We start from the raw sequence: 18,587 nt of genomic DNA, 5'->3' as shown, positions 1-18,587 counted from the left end.
GATGCAAAACGATCAGCTTCTGCAGCAACTGGCCGACATCGTCGGCGCCGCCAACGTCTCGGCCAGCGCCGTTGACCGGATCACCCATTCCTTTGACGCCACCCAGCGGCAGTGTCTGCCCGATGTGGTGGTCCATCCCGGCAACGCCGAGGAAATCAGCCGCATCGTCCGCCTGGCCAACGCCCAGCGGATTCCCCTGCTGCCGCGCGGCGCGGGCAGCGGTTTCACCGGCGGCAGCCTGCCGGTCCACGGCGGAATCGTGCTGGTGCTGACCCGGATGAACCGCATCCTGGAAATCGACGTCGACAACCTGATCGCCGTGGTTGAACCGGGCGTGGTCACTGGACGGCTGCAAAAGGAGGTGGAGCGGCTTGGCCTGTTCTATCCGCCCGACCCGGCTTCCAAGGATTTCTCCACCCTGGGCGGCAACATCGCCGAATGCGCCGGCGGGCCGCGCTGCGTCAAGTACGGGGTGACCCGCGATTACGTGCTGGGCCTGGAGGTGGTGACGCCCACCGGCGAGATCATCCACACCGGCGGCCGGACCATGAAAAACGTGGTCGGCTACGATCTGACCCGTCTCTTTGTCGGCTCCGAAGGCACCCTGGGCGTCGTCACCCGGATCATCCTGCGGCTCCTGCCCAAACCCGAGGCCCGCAAGACCATGCTGGTCGCCTTTGCCTCCATCGACGGCGCGGCCGAGGCGGTTTCCGCAGTCATTCGCGGCAAGATCATCCCCACCACCCTGGAGTTCATGGACGGATCCGCCATCGACTGCGTGCGCAAGGCCGCCCCCCTCGATCTGCCCCTGGATTGCCGGGCGGCGCTGATCATTGAGGTCGACGGCGACCTGTCGGTGCTGGACAGCCAGGTCGACAGGATTCTAGCAATCATCGAGCCGCTGGGCGTGCTTGAAACCCGGGTGGCGGCCACCAGCGAGGAGTCGGAGGCGATCTGGAAGGTTCGGCGCAGCGTCAGCCCCAGCCTGCGCAACCTCAACCCCCATAAATTCAATGAGGACATTGTCGTGCCGCGCTCCAAGGTGCCAGAGATGATCCGGGCCCTGGAGGCCGTCTCCAACCGCTACGGCGTGCCGATCGTCAACTTTGGCCACGCCGGCGACGGCAACATCCACGTCAACGTCATGGTCGATCTCGCTGAGGCAGGCATGGAAGAAAAGGTGCAGTCGGCCTTGCACGACATCTTCCGCGCCACGGTCGGCCTGGGCGGCTCGGTCAGCGGCGAGCACGGCATCGGCACCGCCAAGGCCGCCTATATCGGCATGGAACTGGACCCGCCGACCCTGGCCGCGATGCGCACCATCAAGAAGGCCCTGGACCCTAACAACATCATGAATCCGGGCAAAATTTTTCTCGAAGACCAACCGGAACCGGGCGCAACCGCCGGGTAATTGCACGACTCATGGCTGAACTGAAAACACTGGAAGACTATCGGGACGAAATCGCCCAATGCGTGCGCTGCGGCGCCTGTCAGGCCCATTGCCCGGTGTACCTGGAAACTGGACGGGAAGGTTCGGTGGCGCGGGGCAAGATTGTCCTGGCGGCGGCGGTGCTTGACGGCGAAGTGGAGCTGGACGAACGATTGCGCGAGGAGATCAGCCTCTGCCTGCTCTGCGGCTCCTGCGTGGTCAAATGCCCGAACCATACCCCGACCGACGCCATTGTCGGCGTGCTGCGACGGCAGATCACCGAGACTCACGGCCTCACGCCCATCGGCAAGGGCGTGGCGGCGCTGACCGGCTCCAAATCGCTCATCAAAACCCTGCTCAAGGGCGCGGACCTGCTGTCGCCGCTGCTGTTCAAAAAGATCCCGGAAACCAGCGGCCTGCGGTTGCGTTTTTCCCCGGAGTTGCTCAGGGAACGCAGCCTGCCGCCCATTCCGGAGCGCAACCTCTTTGCCCGCGTGCCCGAGTTGCTGGAGGGCGAAACCGACAAGCCGGTGGTCGGCGTGTTTGCCGGCTGCGCCCTCACCTATCTCTATCCCCAGGTGGGCGAGTTGCTGGCACGCCTGCCGCACAGCCTGGGCTACTCAGTGTTCGTGCCCAGGGATCAGGGCTGTTGCGGCATGCCGGCCCTTTCCTCGGGCAACGGCCCGCTGATCGACAAACTGGCCGGCGCCAACCTCAAGGCCTTTGCCGGCCGCAAGATTGCCGCCGTCCTCACCGGTTGTGCCTCCTGTCACGGCATGCTGGCCGGCCACTCTGCGGAAAAAACCGGCAACCCCTTCGGGGCCGAACTGGTCGACATCCATGTTTTTCTTGCTAAAAACGGACTGATTGAACGCTTGGCCGCCCTGCCTAAATGGAAACAGCGTGTTCGGGTGACTTACCACGACCCCTGTCATCTGCATAGCGCAGGCGTTGTCCGCCAGCCGCGCGACCTGCTGCGCGCCCTGCCCCAGGTTGAGTTTGTCGAGATGGAAGACGCCGGCCTCTGCTGCGGTCTGGGCGGGACCTTTACCGCCGCCCACCCTGGCTTAAGCCGCTCGATTGGCGACCGCAAGCTGCAGGGACTGCAGGCCAGCGGCGCCACGCTGATTGCCAGCGGCTGCCCCGGCTGCATCCTCCAATTGCAGGACATTGTCGACCGGGCCGGGTTGCCGGTGCGGGCGGTGCACACCCTGGAATTGATCCAGCAGGCCTTGAGCGAATCGCCGCAATGACGAACCCGCGCGCCATTGCCCTGCGCTACGGACGTGGCCAGTTGGAGTGCGCGCTTCCCGCCCACGCCGAGATCCTGACCATCCGCGAGCCCGGCCATTGCCTCAACCGCGCCTCCTTCCTGGCTGGCCTGCACCGGTTGTTGCCGCAGGTGTTGCCTCCGGGTCCGATTGCGGTTGTGGTGGCCGACAAGACCCGCCTGTGCGACTATCCGATTGTCCTGCCCTGGCTGACCGAAGCGCTGCTTGCACGGGGCGGGGATCCCAGCCGCATTGTTTTTTACATTGCCTACGGCGTTCATGCCCGCCAAAGCGACGCCGAATCGCTGGCCGCCTACGGCCCGACCTTTGCCGATTACCGGTTCATCCACCACAACAGCGCCGATCCAGAGCAGTTTGCCGAGTTGGGCCGAACCAACCGGGGGACGCCGGTGCGCGTGCGCCGAGATCTGCTCACGGCCGGAATGATCCTCACCGTGGGGGCCATCTCCCACCACTATTTCGCCGGGTTCGGCGGCGGCCGCAAACTGCTCTTCCCCGGCTTGGGCGAACGGGAGGCCATCTTTTGCAACCACCGGCTGTTTCTTGATCCTAGCCTGCACGCCCTGGCCCCCGGCTGTTGTCCTGGGCAGACAGAGGGCAATCCGCTGGCCGAGGATCTGGCTGAAATCAACCGGCTGCTGCCGCCCTATCTTTCCCTCCACGGGCTGCTCGACAGCCAGGGCCGGGTGGCGGACTTCCGCTTCGGAGCAAGCTACGACGATTTTCTTGCCGCCTGCCGCGAGCACGACGCCCTCTACCGGGCCAAGGTCGACGCCGCCTATGATCTGGTGCTGGCCTCAGCCGGCGGCTATCCCAAGGACATCAACTTCATCCAGGCGCACAAGGCGATTGACAACGCCGCCGCCTTTGTCCGCGACGGCGGCGAGTTAATCCTCCTGGCCGAATGCGCCGACGGCGTGGGCTCGACCACCTTTCTCCCCTATTTCGAGTTGGGTGGATGGGAGGCGACCTTTGACCGCCTGCTGGCCGATTACAGCGGCAACGGCGGCACAGCCCTGGCGATGATGGCCAAGACCAAACGCATCCGCATCGCCCTGGTCACCAATCTGGACGAACCCTTGTGCCAACGGATCGGCGTAGCCCGAATCAGCCGGGAGGAGGCGTGCCAACGGGCCGTTTTCGCGCCAACATGCGCCGTCGTCGAAAACGCCTCGCTGCTGATTCGAGCCAGACCCCAAGCAGACCACATTGTGGCTTAATCACGCCGTACCTTTATCTGTTGCCAGTTACCCGGCGCCGTGCTAAGGAAAGATTGCGCCACTCATTGCTTTGCGCCGTGTTGCCGCCCAAAGGACACCCTCTGACCGCTATTTTCCGGATACATTTTCCATGACTCAGCAAAAAAAGAATTCGATCCTCAGTCTGTTCGCCTCGGTTCAGTTGGCCCTGTCGCTGCTTTTCCTTCTCGCCGCCACCTCGATCATTGGCACCCTCATTCCCCAAAACAACCCGCCGGATTTCTACATTGAGCGGTATGGCTTCAAAACGGCCCAGTTGCTGCGGATCCTCGACATCCCGGACATGTACAATTCGTGGTGGTTCCTGGGCCTGCTCTCCCTGTTTGCCCTCAACCTCACGGTCTGCAGCCTGGAACGCATTCCTCAGGTGATCCGCACTCTCCGCCGGGACGGATTGACCGTGCCGCCCGCGCAGTTGGCTAAATTCCCTCTCCATCGGGAACTGCGGCTGGCCCATGCCATGGAAGCGGCAACCACACGGGTCGAAGCCCTGTTCACGACCCTGGGCTGGCGGGCGCGGACAGCGAACCTGGAGCAGGGCCGTCTGTTATTTGCCGAACGAGGCGGCTGGACCCGGTTCGGCGTCTATGTGGTGCATTGCTCCATTCTGATCATCCTGGCCGGCGCCCTGGTCGGCTCGTCGACCGTGGCGCGCATCATCGGCAACCCGAAGTTTGCCTTCAAGGGATCGATCATGCTGCCGGAGGGCGAAAGCACCAATCACCTGATTGCCTTCAAAAGCGGCGAGCACATTGACCTGGATTTCCATCTCCGCTGCGACGCCTTTGCCATTGAGTACTATCCCAACGGCATGCCCAAGACCTATCGCTCCAAGGTGACGGTCATTGACAAGGGACAGCCGGTGCACAGCGCCGACATTGAGGTCAACCAACCGCTGACCTACAAGGGCGTCACCTTTTACCAGTCAAGCTACCAACCTTATCAGAACTATCAAGTTTCGTTGAAAAAACAGGGATCGACCGCCGCAACCAGCGCCATCGTCGCCACGGCCAAACAGACGGATTGGCCCGAGGCGGGCGTCAGTTACGGCATCATCAATCGGGAAAGCCAGGGTGAAGCGACCCGGCGGCTGAAGATCTGGTTTACCGACAACCAGGGCGAGCCCTCGGTGTTCTGGGTCAACAACAATCAGGAGGCGATCATCGAACGCCCTTCCGGAACCTATCTGCTCACCCTGCGCCAGCTGTACGCCACCGGCCTCCAGGCCACCAAAGATCCCGGGGTCTGGCTGGTCTATCTCGGCTGCCTGCTGATGTTGGTTGGCCTCTACATCGCCTTTTTCCTTTCCCACCGCAAACTCTACGCCTTCATCCAGCCGGATGCGGACGGCTGCCGCATTCTTTTCGCTGGCGAGGCCAATAAAAACAAGGTAGGCTTTGAAGATAAATTCTCCGAGCTTATCAACACGTTAGAGAAATAATTCAAATCAATACCTATTCCCAGCGTTCCTGCCTGGCAACGGATAGACTATGGACAGTTCGCAACTCTTTGGCGTTACCATGATCGCCTACATTGTGGCCGCAGCCTTTTACATCGGGCTGTTTCTCTTTAAAAATGAACGGGTAGGCGTATTCGGCATGGCCCTAGCCATGGCGGGGGTGGGCATCCAGACTGCGGCCACCGGCCTGCGCTGGTATGAGTCGTATCAGATGGGCGCCGGCCATGCACCGCTGACCAACATGTATGAATCGCTGGTTTTTTTCGCCTGGTGCACGACGATCATTTATCTGGTGCTGGAATTTCGATTCAAGACCCGGGTGATGGGCGCCTTTGTCATGCCCTGCGCGGCCGTGGCCATGGCCTACGCCTCGTTTTCGGATCGGATCGACGACCAGATCAGTCCGCTGATTCCGGCCCTGCAGTCCAACTGGCTGATTGCCCATGTGGTCACCTGCTTCATCGGCTACGGGGCCTTTGCCGTGGCCGGCGGCCTGGGCGTGATGTATCTGCTGAAGCAGTCGGCGTCGAACGCAAACGACCGCCAGCCGTTGCTCAACGCCTTGCCCGAATTGAAGGTGATTGACGACCAGACCCACAAGACCATCGTGTTCGGCTTCATGTGGCTTTCGGCGGGCATTATCACCGGCGCCGTCTGGGCCAACGAGGCCTGGGGCACCTATTGGAGCTGGGACCCCAAGGAAACCTGGTCCATCATCACCTGGTTTCTCTACGCCCTGACCCTGCACGCCCGCTTTACCAGGGGGTGGCGGGGGCGCCGCATTGCCTGGCTGGCAATCCTCGGTTTTTTAGCGGTTTTTTTCACCTATTTCGGAGTCAATTTCTTCTTGTCCGGACTCCACAGTTACGGTTCGGTGTAGGATGACTGCAAACGGACTTTTCGGGCTCAAGAAACAGTTTCAAATCGTTTGCCTGCCTTGACAAGATCTATCCCGACACGCTATAAAATCTGCACTGTGAATATCACTTTTGAAAGATGGAACAATGGATGCAGGTTGGAGACGGGGCATGAAAAGAGTGTTGGTGAGCGGAATACTTCTCGCATTTTGTTGCGCCCCTTGCTCCCTTGGCGAGGCGACCACCGCAGGCGACACCGACAAGGGACCGGCGGAGATGACCCTGCAGACCACACTCGACCCGGAAAAACCGCCCAAGCCTGCGGTGTTCCCCCACGGCGCGCATCAGGCGCGGCTGGGTTGCAAGACCTGCCACCACGGCAAGACGGCCGAAGGCAAACGTCTTTCCTATGTTGCCGGGCAGAAAATCGAAAAATGCGAGACTTGCCACAACAGCAAGGCCGGCATGCCGGAGAAATGGGGCACCTTTAAAAACGCCGCCCACGTTCTCTGTCAGAATTGTCACCGCAAGAACAGGCCGGAATTGACCGAATGCAAGGTGTGCCACAAGAAATAAGCCCACCCCGCACCATCCCGCGTTGCTCACGGCAAGAAAAAAGGCTGCCCGTATCGGACAGCCTTTTTTCTTGCCGTTTTTGCCTGCAGACAGCGCGCTATTCGCGCTCCACATGCATCCGGGAGATGTCCCCCACGCAAAGCACCAGTTCCCCTAGCGCGGTCAACAGGTTAAGCCGGTTCTGCCGAATCGCCGCGTCTTCGGCCATGACCATCACCTTGTCGAAGAAACGATCCACCGGTTCCTTCATCTCCAGCATTTCCAACAGTGCGGCAGGATACGATCGGCTTTCGATCAACGGCAGGGCCTTGTCCCGCACTCCGGTCAATGCCGTCAACAGGTCGCGTTCCTCTGGCTCGCACAACAACTGGGCATTGACCTCGGTCGCTTTATTGTCTTTGATGATGTTTCTGATTCGCTTGAACGAACCGGCCAACACCCGGAAACTCTCCTGACCGCGAATTTGGTCCAGTGCTTCAATGCGCTTCAGACAATCAACCGGATCGTCAAACCCCACACTGGTTGCGGCCTCGACCAGTTCCTGGGGCAAGCCGCCGGCAATTTGCTCATTCTCAAAACGAAGCCGAATGAAGGCCACCACCTCGTTAACCACTTCCGAATTTTGAGCAACAACGCCCTCATAGCCGCGCAACGCGGCGGTTGCCGCCTCGCTCAGGGAAAGCGAGATGTTCAGCCCGCGAATGATGTTGATCAGCCCGATCGCCTGACGCCGAAGACCAAAGGCGTCTTTGTTGCCGGTGGGCTTTTCGCCGATGGCAAAGCACCCCACCAGGGTGTCCAGACGATCCGCAATGCCCACCAGTGCGCCCAGAAGCGACTGGGGCAGTTCGCCGCCGGCCCGGACCGGCAGGTAATGTTCCTCGATGGCCTGGGCCACGACCGGTTTCTCGCCGTCGTGCAGGGCGTAAACCCGCCCCATGACGCCTTGCAAGGTGGGAAATTCGCCTACCATGGCGGTCAACAGATCGGCCTTGGCTAAGCGGGCGGCTCGGGCCACGTCCTCCTGCAGTTCGGGAGCGATTTTGGCGGCAAGATCAGCGGCAAGGGAGGTGATCCGCTCGCTCTTTGCCTGCATGGTCCCCAATTCTTTCTGGAACACAATGCCGTGCAATTCCAGGCAACGGTCGGCCAGCGGCTGTTTGCGATCCTCGTTGAAAAAGAACAGTCCGTCCTCAAGTCGGGCCCGCAACACCCTTTCGTGGCCGCTGGCGGCGAGTGAAGCGTCGGCCACCTTGGTGTTGTTGACCGCCACAAACAGGGGCAGCAACTTGCCGTCAGCCCCGGCCACAGGGAAATATTTCTGGTGCTCGCGCATCGAGGTCACCAGGGTTTCTTGGGGCAACTGCAGGAATTTCTCGTCAAAATGTCCGCAAACGCCGTAGGGGTGCTCCACCAGGTTGGTCACCGTGTCCAGCAGCCCTTCGTGAAGGATCGGCTGCGCGCCGACGATTCCTGCCCCCTCGCGCACAGCCCGCTGCACTTCGGCAATCACCTTGGCTCTGCGTTCAACAGGATCGGCGACGACAAAGCGCTCGGCAAGGCCGCTCAAATAGGCGTCCACCCCGTCCACCTCAAAGGATGCGGGCGCCAAAAAGCGGTGTCCTCGGGTGGCGACGCCGCAGGTCACGCCTTCAATGTTCAGGGGCAGCGCCGCCCCGTTGTAGAGGGCGAGAAGCCACTGGATAGGGCGGGCAAAGGCCATGCTGTAATCGGCCCAGCGCATCGATTTGGGAAACACCAGCTCGCGAATGAGGGATTCCAGCAAGGCCGGCAGCAGGGCTGTGGTTTCCTGCCCCTTGACGTCTTCAATCACCATCAGGTACTCGCCTTTAGCGGTGGCCACGACCTGCAGCTGCTCCGGATCACAACCGCGGGAGCGGGCAAAGCCGACAGCCGCCTTGGTCAGTTTGCCCTCAGCGTCAAAACCGGCCTTTTTGGAGGGACCGATATGCTCCTGACGGCGATCCGCCTGACGGGATTGCAACTCGCCAATCGCCAGGGTCAAACGACGCGGCGTGCCAAAGGTGCGGATGGCGTCAAAGCTCAGATCCAGCGCCCGCAGTTTTTTGGCGGCGTCGCTGGCCAAGGCGTCTAAAGCCGGTTGAATGTAACCGGCCGGGATTTCTTCTGTTCCGATTTCAAAAAGAAGTTCACTCATCGCAGTCTGGTGGTGTTGAGTTGGTGGAAAGTCCTGCAGAACAACTGCTCCGGCGCAATGCTTTCAAGCGACAACCGGAGGCCCGACGACACTGTCCGCGCAGTCTCCCGGCGGTTCGGGCCATTCGACGGAGGCAAACGCTGAATACCCGCTGGCAATATTTTTCACAACAACTTTGTACCAATCAAAGGCCTGCCGGCCCTGCAGGGCGGCACTGACCCGACGGCACAGGGATTCCACGGTTTGGCCTTGCCCAGGGAGGGCGCCGCCTTGCTCGACCAGGGCAATCAGGTCCTCAATCCACAGGAACGATTTCATGCGCACAGCGACGGTGACCACGCCCCATATTCCGGAAAAAGCCGTTGTTGCCGGCGGGTTGATATGGGTCGGCAGCGAAACCGGCACATCGACCTCGACTACCAAATCAAGCTCGCGGGCCAGCGAACCGTGCAGGCGGCAATCGTAGCGCACCATGCTGCCCGGTCGCCCAGCCTGTTCGGCCTGAAAAAAATAAGGGAAATCGATCTCGAGATGAGCGGCCTCGGCATCCAGCCGCAGTTTCATCTCTTCTAAAATCAGATGAAAGGTCTTCAGATTGAAAGCGCCGTGAAACTGGTTCAGGATCTCGACAAAACGGCTCATGTGCGTGCCCTTGAACCGGTGCGGCAGGTTGACGTACATATTCACCCGCGCCACGGTCTGCTGGGTGGCGCTCGCCTTGTCGAGCACCATGATCGGATAGGCGATCTGCTTGACGCCGACCTTGCGAATGTCAATCCGCCGCGAGTCGTGCAGGTTTTGAATGTCTTTCATGAAAGGGATCGACGCGCGGTTGTCGGCGCGATCAAAATTCAGGCGAGATATTTGCGAATTGTGGCCTTCAGTTCGTCCATGTTGGCCGACTTGACCACATAGGCTTCAGAGGCCCAGCTGCCGAAATCCTGTTTGTATTCCTGATAGGCGGAGCTGAGGATGATCGGCAGGTTTGCCTGCAACTCCTTCATCTGGCGCAACACTTCGATGCCGTTCATCTCCGGCATGTTGATGTCAAGCACCACCAGATCCGGCGGATTTTCCCGAAACTTGGCCAAGGCTTCGACGCCGTTGTAGGCGGAATCCACCACATATCCTTCGTCCTCAAACTCTTCCCGATAGAGCAGTTGGATGCTTTCCTCGTCGTCAACCAGCAGGATGCGTTTCTTGTTCACAGTTCCTCCTACAGTTTTACCTCGCGGAGGTACCGACAGGTCTCCTCCGGCGGCATGGGATTGATGTAGAATCCGGTCCCCCACTCAAATCCGGCAATGGAGGTCAGCTTCGGCACAATTTCAAAATGCCAGTGGTAGTGTTCCAGCGGACCGGAACGCAGGGGTTGGGTGTGGAGAACGAAATTATAGGGAACATGGGGAATGCAGGCGTCGATGCGGCGCAGGGTCTCGGAAAAGATCTCGGCCAGGGCGATCAACGAGGCGTCGTCCTGTTCGATGTAGGAAGAATTGTGATACCGCGGCATGATCCAGGTCTCGAAGGGCGAGCGCGGAGCAAAAGGAGCCAAGGTGACAAACTGTTCATTTTCACAAACGAGGCGTACCTTTTGCTGGATCTCCTGGCGGATGATGTCGCAAAAAACACAGCGATCCTTGTACTTGTAATACGACAGACTGCCCTCGAGCTCTGAGGTGACCATCCGCGGCAAGATAGGCAGGGCAACCAGCTGGGAGTGCGAATGTTCCAACGAGGCGCCGGCGGCCTTGCCGAAATTTTTAAACACCACCACATAGTTAAAACGATTGTCCTTCGACAGATCGCGAATTCTGTCGCGGAATGCACGGAAGGTCAGCAACATGTCGTGCGGCGGCAGATGAGAAAACCGGTCGGAATGATTGGGACTCTCGATGATGACCTCATGGGCGCCAATGCCGTTCATCCGGTCGTACAGCCCTTCGCCCTGTTTGTCGAGATTCCCCTCAATGATCAGGGCCGGGTATTTATTGGGCACAACGCGGACTTTCCAACCCGCGGTGTTGGGATAGCCCCATTCGCGTCCATAGACCAGCACCTCTTCCGGGGTGGTCTTTTCGTTGCCGGGACACAACGGGCAGAAACCGCCCTTGACCTTGAACTCCTCCACCAAAAAATCGGTGGGGCGTTTGCCCCGTTCCTGGGCAATAATGATCCAGCGACCGAGAATCGGGTCTTTGCGTAATTCAGGCATACAGACGCCTATCTCCCCTGCTCTTTTTCGCGCTGCTCCTGCCGGGTTTTGCAGTCGATGCAGTACTTGGCCACTGGGCGGGCCTGCAGTCTTTTCACCGCGATTTCCTCACCGCAACCGGCGCACACGCCGAAGCTGCCGTCGTCGATCCGGGCCAACGCCTCTTCGACCTTGTCCATCAGCTTGCGTTCCCGACCGCGTATGCGCAACTCGAAACTCCGATCGGATTCCATGGTGGCGCGATCGTTGGGGTCCGGGATGTTGCCGGTGTGGCTGGTCATCTCGTTCAAGGTCTGCTCGACATCGGTGTTGATGTCCGCCTTCATTGCTTCAAGCTGCTCTTTGAACCGCAGCAAATCTTTATCATCCATGTGTATTCTCCAACAAGGTGGTTCTCGCGATCTGCCTTCAGTATATCATGGGGACACAGGCCTGACAAACTCTCCGCTCTTGCCGCCGCTTTTGCGCAACAAACGAATATCTGAAACAACCATACTCTTGTCAACGGCCTTGCACATGTCGTATATGGTCAACGCCGCCACCGACACGGCGGTCAGCGCCTCCATTTCCACCCCGGTGCGGCCGGTCATTGCAACCGTGGCTTCCATGTGGACGGCGCACTGTTCGTCGTTAAACGAAAAAGCAATGTCCGCTGCCGTAATCGCCAGGGGGTGGCACAACGGAATCAACTGATCCACCTTCTTGGCCGCCATGATGCCGGCAATGCGCGCCACGCCGAGCACGTCGCCTTTCTTGATTGTGCCCTGGCGAACCATGTCGTAGGCCTGCCGAGACATGGTGATGGATCCGGCCGCCACCGCCTGCCGGGTGGTCTCCGCTTTCGCGCTGACGTCCACCATGCGGGCGTTGCCGCTGGCGTCAAAATGGGTGAACTCCAGATTCTCAACCATTGGCGACCTTTTCCGAGTCTTCGGTCTTTTTCTTGTTTTTACCAAGGTGCCCATGGAACAAGCGGGCAAAAAAGCCTTCTTCTTCGCGCTCTTTGCTCAGTTCGTCAAACTCGCGCAACAGTTCTTTCTGTTCTTTGGTCAGCTTGGTGGGCGTCTGCACCTGAATTTCGACCACCATGTCGCCCTTGCCGGAGCCGCGCAGACTGGGAACGCCCTCGCCGCGCAGAGTAAACCGTTCGCCGGACTGGGCGCCGGCTGGAATTTTGAGCTTGGCGCTGCCGTGGATGGTGGGCACGTCGGCCTCGCAACCGAGCGCGGCCCGCACCATGGACACCGGCAACCGCAGATAAATGGTCTGCCCGTCGCGCTGAAAATGTTCGTGTTCGTCGACGTGGATAACCACATAGAGATCACCCGACGGTCCGCCGCGCCGGCCCCCCTCGCCTTCCCCGGACAGACGCATTCGCGAGCCGGTGTCAACGCCGGCGGGAATGCGGATGCTGACCTTCTTGTTGCGGTTGATCAATCCCTCGCCGTGACAATCGTTGCAGGGGTCGGTAATCACCTGACCGGCGCCGTTGCACCGGGGGCAGGTGGTGCTCACCTGGAAAAACCCCTGGGAACGGATCACCTGACCGCGCCCCTGACAGGTTGGGCAGACCTGGGGCTTGTGCCCTGGCCTGGCGCCTGAGCCTTCGCAGGTCCAACAGGTTTCCCTTTTGGTGACCTCGACCTGCCGATTGACGCCGTGGACCGCCTCCATGAAGGAAATCCTGATGTCGTAACGCAGATCCTCGCCCTGCACCGGACCGTTGGGGTCGCGCCGCCGCCCCCGTCCGCCGCCGCCAAACCCGAACATGTCGCCAAACAGGTCGTTGATGTGCGAGAAAATGTCTTCGCTGTTTCCAGGCCCGCTGTAGCCGCTGTTTTTCAGGCCTTCTTTGCCGTAGGCGTCGTAAATCTGCCGTTTTTGCAGATCGCTGAGCACTTCGTAGGCCTCGGCGGCCTCCTTGAATTTTTCCTCGGCCGCGCTGTCTCCCTGGTTGCGGTCCGGGTGATATTTCATCGCCTGCTTGCGGTAGGCCTTTTTGATGGCCTCAGCCGAGGCGTCTTTGTTGACGCCGAGGATTTCGTAATAGCTCTTGCTCATAATCTTCTACACTACGCTTGGCGTTAATCTTCGGCGCCGCTTTCTTCAGCCGCAGTTTCCGTAGCCTTCTGGTCCGCCTTGCGTTGCCTGGGCAGGTCCATAATATTGTCGAACGTCACCTTGCCTGCGGCTATTTCCCGCAACGTCATCACGATCTCTTTGTTCTTGCCGGCGACCAGAAAGGGTTCGCCCTTGCGATGTTGACGGATGCGTTCCACCGCCAAATGAATCAGGGCGAAACGGTTGTCGTCGCCTACTTTTTCCAGGCAATCTTCTACTGTAATTCGAGCCATGTTTTTGCCTCCATGGAATAAAAATCCCGGAGGGAACTACCTCCGGGAGTGCGCACATACGTTGCCGGTTTCCGCCGATTCTAAAATGGACAAGAAATTCAGCTGGATACCAGTCGTTCTAGTAATAATCATTATCCGGGGATTAACAAGGGCCGCCACGGAGCAGCCCTCCAGTTTTAGCCGGCAAAAGGATTGCGGAGCAGCAGGGTCTCCTCGCGATCAGGGCCGACCGAAATAATCGCCGGGGCCACGCCGGTTAAATCCTCCAGCCGCTTGAGATACGCTTGCGCCTGCGCAGGCAGGTCTTCGTAGGCGCGCACATCGGAAAGTTCGCCTGCCCACCCGTCCATTTCCTCGTACACGGGCTGGGCCAGCCGGGCCTTGCGGATGTTGTCGGGCATGTGCAGGAAAGTTTCGCCCTCCACCTGATAGCTGGTGGCGAGTTTCAATTTCGACAATCCGGACAGCACATCCAACTTGGTGACGGCGAAACCGGTCAACCCGTTCAACCGCACCGCGTCGTTGGCCACCACGGCGTCAAACCAACCGCAACGGCGGCGGCGGCCAGTGGTCGCGCCGTACTCGTGCCCCTTCTGCTGCAGGGCGTCGCCGATGGCGTCGCCTTCCGGCAGTTCGGTGGGAAAAGGTCCTTCGCCGACCCGGGTGGTGTAGGCCTTGAGAATGCCGATCACCTCGTCGATGTGACTGGGGCCGAATCCAGAACCAATGCAGGCGTTGCCGGCAATGGTGTTGGACGAGGTGACAAAGGGATAGGTGCCGTGGTCAATGTCCAGATGGGTGCCTTGGGCGCCTTCAAAGAGGATGTTCTTGCCCTCTTTCCGGGCCTGATCAAGCACCACCGAGACATTGCCGATGAAGGGCGCCAACTGTTCGGCAAACCGCTCGAACTGATCGACAATGGCTGCAAAATCGGCAGGAGCCGCCCCGAACTGCCGGGTGAGGACAAAGTTTTTCTCCTCCACCGCCGCCTGGAGCTTGTCCTTGAACAGCGTCGGATCAAGCAAATCGCCCACTTTCATGCCAACGCGGCCGACCTTGTCCATATAGCAGGGACCAATGCCTCGACCGGTGGTGCCGATCTTCTTTTCCTTGGCCAACGCATTTTCTCGGGCCTGATCAAGACACTGATGGTAGGGCATGATCAGATGGGCGTTACTGCTGATCAGCAGTTTTTTGGGGGCAACGGCAAACCCTTTCTCCGCCAGTCCGGCAATCTCTTTAAGTAGCACGCCCGGATCGATAATGACTCCGTTGCCGATGACGCAGGTTTTGTCTTCGTACAGGATGCCGGAGGGAATAATGTGAAAGATGTATTTCTTTCCATCCACCACCAGGGTGTGACCGGCGTTGTTGCCGCCCTGAAAGCGGACAACATAATCCGCGTACCGGGTCAGCAGATCAACGATCTTCCCCTTGCCCTCATCACCCCATTGGGTGCCGACCACTACAACACTGGCCATGTTCTCTCCACAATGTATGCTGTAAAAGCGGAGCGCGTCCGCCTTTCAAGAAAAAAGTATCCTCACATCAAACTTGTCTAATCTAGCAGAAATCGAACAAAAAGTCAAACATGGGGAAAAACGCCCTGTTTCAACAAGAAAGCCGTTAAAACAAAGAAATAATCGGCTTGCAGGCAGGGCAAAACAGCTGCGGCCCCAACGGATACGCTCCGTCGGGGCCGGACAGGGTGGGATAAATTCGGCGTTGCGGGGTTCAGTTGTAGGAGGTTTTCAGGACCATGTCTTTGCGGGTTGCCGGATCGTAGAGCCCTTTGGCCTCGCTCTGCTTGATCCACTCCTGCCGCAGGGTGTTGAGGAAGGTCTTCTTTTCCTCAATGAGCTTTTCAAACGGCAGCCCAATGATTGCCTGGGCCTTTTCCTTGGTGGAAAAATCGGGGCCAACGTAATCGGCGGCATTGTATTTAGCCAGGACAATGCGCAATTTCAGACGAGCGTCCTGCCCCTTGTTGATGGCACCGGCAAGCACCCGCAGGGTTTCCTCAGGCGCGTGAAAAAAGGCGCCGTGGCCGGCAACGGCATAATCCCAGCGCCACTGCCCGTGGCGGATGTCCTGAAGGGCCAGTTTCATCTCTTCCTCGGTCGCACCGAGCTCCCACGCCTTGGCAGCCTCCAGATGGGCCTGGGCCAGGACGTCGGTGGCCATCTTGGCTAATTCGTTTTTACGCGCCAGTTTTTTCTCCACGGTCTCGCGGAATTCCTTTTCCGTGCCCTTGTGGCAGTTCAGACAGGTGTTGGCAATATTGTCGAGCGGGCTGCCGATCTTGTGATTGGAGTATTTCACCCCGCCCTCGCGGACATACGGCATGTGGCAATCGGCGCAGGAGAGGCCGTTGCGGTAATGCACCCCGGTGACAAAGGTTTCATAGTCGGGATGCTGGGCTTTGAGCATCGGCGTCTTGCTCATTTGATGGGTCCAGTCGGAAAAATTATAGTCGTCATAATAGGCTTCCATATTCTCGGCGGACAGCCCGTTTTTCCACGGAAAGGTGACCACCATGGCGGTTTTCTTTTCACCCTTGTCGTCCCACTCGGTCTTTTTGAAATAATACTCGGCGTGGCACTGGGCACAAACCAGCGAGCGCATGTCCTGGTGGGTGACGTCGGCGGTTTTCAGACGGCCCTCGGCTTCAAGACCGCGCTTGAGATAGTCGCGGGTCAGGGTCAGCTTCATGGTCGAACTGTCGTGACAGTCGCCGCAACCAATGGGATTGACGATCTCGTCGCCGTATTTAGCCCATTTGCCGGTGAAAAATTCCATTTCGCCGTCGCGCTTGATCAGTCGCGGCACATCCGGCGATTTACAGGTCCAGCAGGCGGTGGGCAGCGGGCCGGTCTTGCCGTCCACCGGGGCGCCGGTGCGTAGGGTGTTGATGTTGTCTTCTAGCGCGTAATAATGACCGCGCGGTTTGTTGTAGTCTTTGGAGAAGGCGTACCCGGCCCACATCACCACCAGCGCGGGATCCTGTTTGAGAACATCGGCGATCTCGTCGCTTTTTCTGGTCTGCATGTAGGTGTCGTACTGCCGGGGATAGTGCTTGCCCCATTCCGAGGCGCGGGTCTCGTTTTCTTTGATGACCGGAACCGCGCCAATGGCCTGTTGCTCGGCCTTGTTCTCCTTGATGGACATGGTCAGCAGCACCATCGGCGCCAAGGCGAGCACAGAAAGGGTGAAAACAATGGGTGATTTTTTCATGCACATTCTCCTGGTTGAGATCCTTAAAATACCTTGACCGAAAAATTATTTTGCGTTGCCGTCAAATTACGCATGGTTCCGTGAGGCACGTCCCGATGGCACTGCCAACAACGCCGCCCCATCTGGACGCCGCTGTCTTCGACTTTCTCATACAGGGCGCTGTTGGCCAGCATCTGCGAGACGTTCTCCCGGTGACAGGAGATGCAGTTGTCCTGAATTCGTTTTGCGGCGTCGGCGCTGATGCGCAGATTGTATCCATAGGTTTTAAAGGTCATGGCCACCGAATGGTGATAGCCGTCGCGCGCCTTGGCCAGCATTTTGTTGACAAAGGTGTCGCGGGGCAGGTGACAATCGATGCAGGTGGCGCGATCCCGGTGCGAACTGTGCTGCCAGGTTTCGTAGTGGGTGATCATGGGGTGACAGTTGACGCAGACCTTGGGATCGCTGGAGAGATAGGACAGCATCTTGGATTCATTTACCAGGTTGGCAAAAACGCCCACAACCACGACAACAGAAAATATGGCTAAATATTTCATAGGCTGACCAGTGTACCCCACAGTCTCGGGTTGTTGTATTTTTGCAGCGTGCAACCGGGCGCTCCCGCGTTGCGCCCGCCCATGCGCCCCTCTTGCCGCCCCGCTCAAAGCGAGGTCTCACGCAACTGAACCGACAACCGCTTGCGTTGCCCCGCCTTGCCCGCACAAAGATAACTCGCTGATTTGAAAGCAAACAACATACCACACGCAACAACGAGGCAACTTCAGCGCCATGCGCAACAGAGTAACAAGGCCACGTTACCGTTAGGTATCACATCGCCATCGCCAGCCGCTACCAATCCGTAACAAAACAATACTCGCCATTGCCTTGCGTTGCAAATTTAACCAGAAATTCGAGGAGTACTGTGACATCGCCGTAAACTGCCCGCGTATTTGGTTTGCCGCCGCGTCTGTCAAAATGGTAGAGTGAGCGCCCGACTGTCGCCAACCATCAATGGTATTGCCCAACCTTATGCCGCATACTTTTTCATCACGACGTCTGCAACGCGAAGCGCGCACCGTGGCGGCCATGATCCGCCGTTACTGCCGTGATCGCCACGGGTCTGCGACCGAACTCTGCGCAGATTGCCGGGAACTGCTTGACTACGCCCACAAACGATTGCGCCACTGCCCTTTCCAGGAAAACAAGACCACCTGCGGCAAATGCCCGGTCCATTGCTACACGCCGGAAAAACGCGAACGCATCCGCGCAGTAATGCGCTACGCCGGGCCGCGCATGCTGTTCTCCCACCCGCTGATGGCGCTCCTCCACCTGCTGGACGGCCTGCGCCGACCACGGCGCAAAGGCTGAACCACCGCCGCTTGACACCTCCCGCCAAATCTCGTAGAGTTGACGTTTTGCAGCGGCCCGCACGCCAGCTGGAACACCCTCCATTTCAACCCTTTCCCCGGTAATTGTCCATGTTTGGAATCGGCCTCCCGGAAATGATCGTCATCTTTGCCGTCGCCTTGATCGTCGTCGGTCCGGACAAACTCCCCGGCCTGGCCCGATCACTTGCCAAGGGACTGATGGAGATGAAAAAGACCCTCAACCAAGTCAAAGAAAACCTGACCCAGGAAGGTGAAACCTTGGATTCGGTGCAGCAAGATCTGCGCAAAACCGCCGCCGAGCTCCGGGAGAAAATGATCGACGCCGATCCCGATTCCTGGCGACGCGCCTCCGGCCTAGCAGACAAG

The 18,587-nt window shown here is 59.1% G+C and carries 19 protein-coding genes; 8 read left to right on the top strand and 11 right to left on the bottom strand.

The window, feature by feature from the left end; all coding sequences use genetic code 11:
• The first annotated feature begins 1 nt into the window (after position 1).
• The 6 genes from RCH93_RS03485 to RCH93_RS03460 all read left to right on the top strand — a co-directional run bounded on the left by RCH93_RS03485 (position 2) and on the right by RCH93_RS03460 (position 6,872).
• A complete protein-coding gene (locus RCH93_RS03485; protein ID WP_306546926.1) occupies positions 2-1,411 on the top strand; it encodes an FAD-binding oxidoreductase in 1,410 nt (469 codons plus the stop codon).
• 11 nt (positions 1,412-1,422) lie between these two features.
• Positions 1,423-2,682: a (Fe-S)-binding protein gene (locus RCH93_RS03480; protein WP_306546925.1), complete on the top strand. Its 1,260-nt coding sequence runs from the start codon at positions 1,423-1,425 to the stop codon at positions 2,680-2,682.
• Positions 2,679-3,941 carry a lactate racemase domain-containing protein gene (locus RCH93_RS03475; RefSeq protein ID WP_306546924.1) on the top strand — a complete coding sequence of 421 codons (1,263 nt, stop codon included), beginning with the start codon at positions 2,679-2,681 and terminating at the stop codon, positions 3,939-3,941. Before RCH93_RS03480 ends, RCH93_RS03475 begins: the two co-directional genes overlap by 4 nt.
• Before the next feature lie 130 nt (positions 3,942-4,071).
• A complete protein-coding gene (locus RCH93_RS03470) occupies positions 4,072-5,421 on the top strand; it encodes a cytochrome c biogenesis protein ResB (RefSeq protein ID WP_306546923.1) in 1,350 nt (449 codons plus the stop codon).
• Between the two features lie 49 nt (positions 5,422-5,470).
• On the top strand, positions 5,471-6,319 hold the full coding sequence (gene ccsB / locus RCH93_RS03465) for a c-type cytochrome biogenesis protein CcsB (protein WP_306546922.1): 849 nt from the start codon (positions 5,471-5,473) through the stop codon (positions 6,317-6,319).
• Positions 6,320-6,482: 163 nt separating this feature from the next.
• Entirely contained in the window at positions 6,483-6,872 is a 390-nt protein-coding gene (locus RCH93_RS03460) for a cytochrome c3 family protein (protein ID WP_306546921.1), read from the top strand.
• A 97-nt stretch (positions 6,873-6,969) separates the two neighbouring features.
• Here the strand turns inward: RCH93_RS03460 and glyS are convergent, their stop codons facing one another.
• The 11 genes from glyS to nrfH form a co-directional block, all read right to left on the bottom strand.
• Positions 6,970-9,051, bottom strand: a complete 2,082-nt coding sequence (glyS, locus tag RCH93_RS03455) for a glycine--tRNA ligase subunit beta (RefSeq protein WP_306546920.1) — start codon at positions 9,049-9,051, stop codon at positions 6,970-6,972.
• 63 nt (positions 9,052-9,114) lie between these two features.
• On the bottom strand, positions 9,115-9,864 hold the full coding sequence (locus RCH93_RS03450; RefSeq protein ID WP_306546919.1) for a GTP cyclohydrolase, FolE2/MptA family: 750 nt from the start codon (positions 9,862-9,864) through the stop codon (positions 9,115-9,117).
• Between the two features lie 38 nt (positions 9,865-9,902).
• Positions 9,903-10,259 carry a response regulator gene (locus RCH93_RS03445; protein ID WP_306546918.1) on the bottom strand — a complete coding sequence of 119 codons (357 nt, stop codon included), beginning with the start codon at positions 10,257-10,259 and terminating at the stop codon, positions 9,903-9,905.
• An 8-nt stretch (positions 10,260-10,267) separates the two neighbouring features.
• The gene (gene galT, locus RCH93_RS03440) at positions 10,268-11,266 is read right to left on the bottom strand and encodes a galactose-1-phosphate uridylyltransferase (protein WP_306546917.1); all 999 of its coding nucleotides are present in this window, start codon (positions 11,264-11,266) and stop codon (positions 10,268-10,270) included.
• A gap of 8 nt (positions 11,267-11,274) precedes the next feature.
• Positions 11,275-11,637 carry an RNA polymerase-binding protein DksA gene (gene dksA / locus RCH93_RS03435; protein ID WP_306546916.1) on the bottom strand — a complete coding sequence of 121 codons (363 nt, stop codon included), beginning with the start codon at positions 11,635-11,637 and terminating at the stop codon, positions 11,275-11,277.
• A gap of 45 nt (positions 11,638-11,682) precedes the next feature.
• Positions 11,683-12,177 (bottom strand): cyclic pyranopterin monophosphate synthase MoaC, encoded by a 495-nt coding sequence (gene moaC / locus RCH93_RS03430; protein ID WP_306546915.1) that lies wholly within the window; start codon positions 12,175-12,177, stop codon positions 11,683-11,685.
• Entirely contained in the window at positions 12,170-13,327 is a 1,158-nt protein-coding gene (dnaJ, locus tag RCH93_RS03425) for a molecular chaperone DnaJ (RefSeq protein WP_306546914.1), read from the bottom strand. Before dnaJ ends, moaC begins: the two co-directional genes overlap by 8 nt.
• Positions 13,328-13,350: 23 nt before the next feature.
• Positions 13,351-13,620, bottom strand: a complete 270-nt coding sequence (rpoZ, locus tag RCH93_RS03420) for a DNA-directed RNA polymerase subunit omega (RefSeq protein ID WP_306546913.1) — start codon at positions 13,618-13,620, stop codon at positions 13,351-13,353.
• 176 nt (positions 13,621-13,796) lie between these two features.
• Positions 13,797-15,101: an adenylosuccinate synthase gene (locus RCH93_RS03415; RefSeq protein ID WP_306546912.1), complete on the bottom strand. Its 1,305-nt coding sequence runs from the start codon at positions 15,099-15,101 to the stop codon at positions 13,797-13,799.
• A gap of 253 nt (positions 15,102-15,354) precedes the next feature.
• Positions 15,355-16,854, bottom strand: coding sequence for an ammonia-forming cytochrome c nitrite reductase (nrfA, locus tag RCH93_RS03410; RefSeq protein ID WP_306546911.1), 1,500 nt, complete (start codon positions 16,852-16,854; stop codon positions 15,355-15,357).
• Between the two features lie 23 nt (positions 16,855-16,877).
• Positions 16,878-17,390 carry a cytochrome c nitrite reductase small subunit gene (gene nrfH / locus RCH93_RS03405; protein WP_306546910.1) on the bottom strand — a complete coding sequence of 171 codons (513 nt, stop codon included), beginning with the start codon at positions 17,388-17,390 and terminating at the stop codon, positions 16,878-16,880.
• A 472-nt stretch (positions 17,391-17,862) separates the two neighbouring features.
• On the opposite strand from nrfH, the gene RCH93_RS03400 reads away from it, so the two are divergent.
• On the top strand, positions 17,863-18,201 hold the full coding sequence (locus tag RCH93_RS03400) for a nitrous oxide-stimulated promoter family protein (RefSeq protein WP_306546909.1): 339 nt from the start codon (positions 17,863-17,865) through the stop codon (positions 18,199-18,201).
• A gap of 110 nt (positions 18,202-18,311) precedes the next feature.
• Positions 18,312-18,587: Sec-independent protein translocase protein TatB (tatB, locus tag RCH93_RS03395; RefSeq protein WP_306546908.1), on the top strand; the 276-nt coding region annotated here is incomplete at its 3' end.

The organism is Desulfobulbus sp. (assembly GCF_030824455.1).
GTDB lineage: Bacteria > Desulfobacterota > Desulfobulbia > Desulfobulbales > Desulfobulbaceae > Desulfobulbus.
The sequence above is the reverse complement of the archived record's forward strand: the minus strand, read 5'-3'. Positions and strand labels throughout refer to the sequence as shown.

Excerpts from the sequence above, each read along its gene's own strand:
- RCH93_RS03475 (WP_306546924.1), top strand. The coding sequence starts at position 2,679 with ATGACGAACCCGCGCGCCATTGCCCTGCGCTACGGACGTGGCCAGTTG.
- RCH93_RS03470 (WP_306546923.1), top strand. The coding sequence starts at position 4,072 with ATGACTCAGCAAAAAAAGAATTCGATCCTCAGTCTGTTCGCCTCGGTT.
- dnaJ (WP_306546914.1), bottom strand. The coding sequence starts at position 13,327 with ATGAGCAAGAGCTATTACGAAATCCTCGGCGTCAACAAAGACGCCTCG.
- nrfA (WP_306546911.1), bottom strand. The coding sequence starts at position 16,854 with ATGAAAAAATCACCCATTGTTTTCACCCTTTCTGTGCTCGCCTTGGCG.
- glyS (WP_306546920.1), bottom strand. The coding sequence starts at position 9,051 with ATGAGTGAACTTCTTTTTGAAATCGGAACAGAAGAAATCCCGGCCGGT.
- RCH93_RS03400 (WP_306546909.1), top strand. The coding sequence starts at position 17,863 with ATGCCGCATACTTTTTCATCACGACGTCTGCAACGCGAAGCGCGCACC.
- moaC (WP_306546915.1), bottom strand. The coding sequence starts at position 12,177 with ATGGTTGAGAATCTGGAGTTCACCCATTTTGACGCCAGCGGCAACGCC.
- ccsB (WP_306546922.1), top strand. The coding sequence starts at position 5,471 with ATGGACAGTTCGCAACTCTTTGGCGTTACCATGATCGCCTACATTGTG.
- dksA (WP_306546916.1), bottom strand. The coding sequence starts at position 11,637 with ATGGATGATAAAGATTTGCTGCGGTTCAAAGAGCAGCTTGAAGCAATG.
- RCH93_RS03485 (WP_306546926.1), top strand. The coding sequence starts at position 2 with ATGCAAAACGATCAGCTTCTGCAGCAACTGGCCGACATCGTCGGCGCC.
- RCH93_RS03480 (WP_306546925.1), top strand. The coding sequence starts at position 1,423 with ATGGCTGAACTGAAAACACTGGAAGACTATCGGGACGAAATCGCCCAA.
- rpoZ (WP_306546913.1), bottom strand. The coding sequence starts at position 13,620 with ATGGCTCGAATTACAGTAGAAGATTGCCTGGAAAAAGTAGGCGACGAC.
- nrfH (WP_306546910.1), bottom strand. The coding sequence starts at position 17,390 with ATGAAATATTTAGCCATATTTTCTGTTGTCGTGGTTGTGGGCGTTTTT.
- galT (WP_306546917.1), bottom strand. The coding sequence starts at position 11,266 with ATGCCTGAATTACGCAAAGACCCGATTCTCGGTCGCTGGATCATTATT.
- RCH93_RS03415 (WP_306546912.1), bottom strand. The coding sequence starts at position 15,101 with ATGGCCAGTGTTGTAGTGGTCGGCACCCAATGGGGTGATGAGGGCAAG.
- RCH93_RS03450 (WP_306546919.1), bottom strand. The coding sequence starts at position 9,864 with ATGAAAGACATTCAAAACCTGCACGACTCGCGGCGGATTGACATTCGC.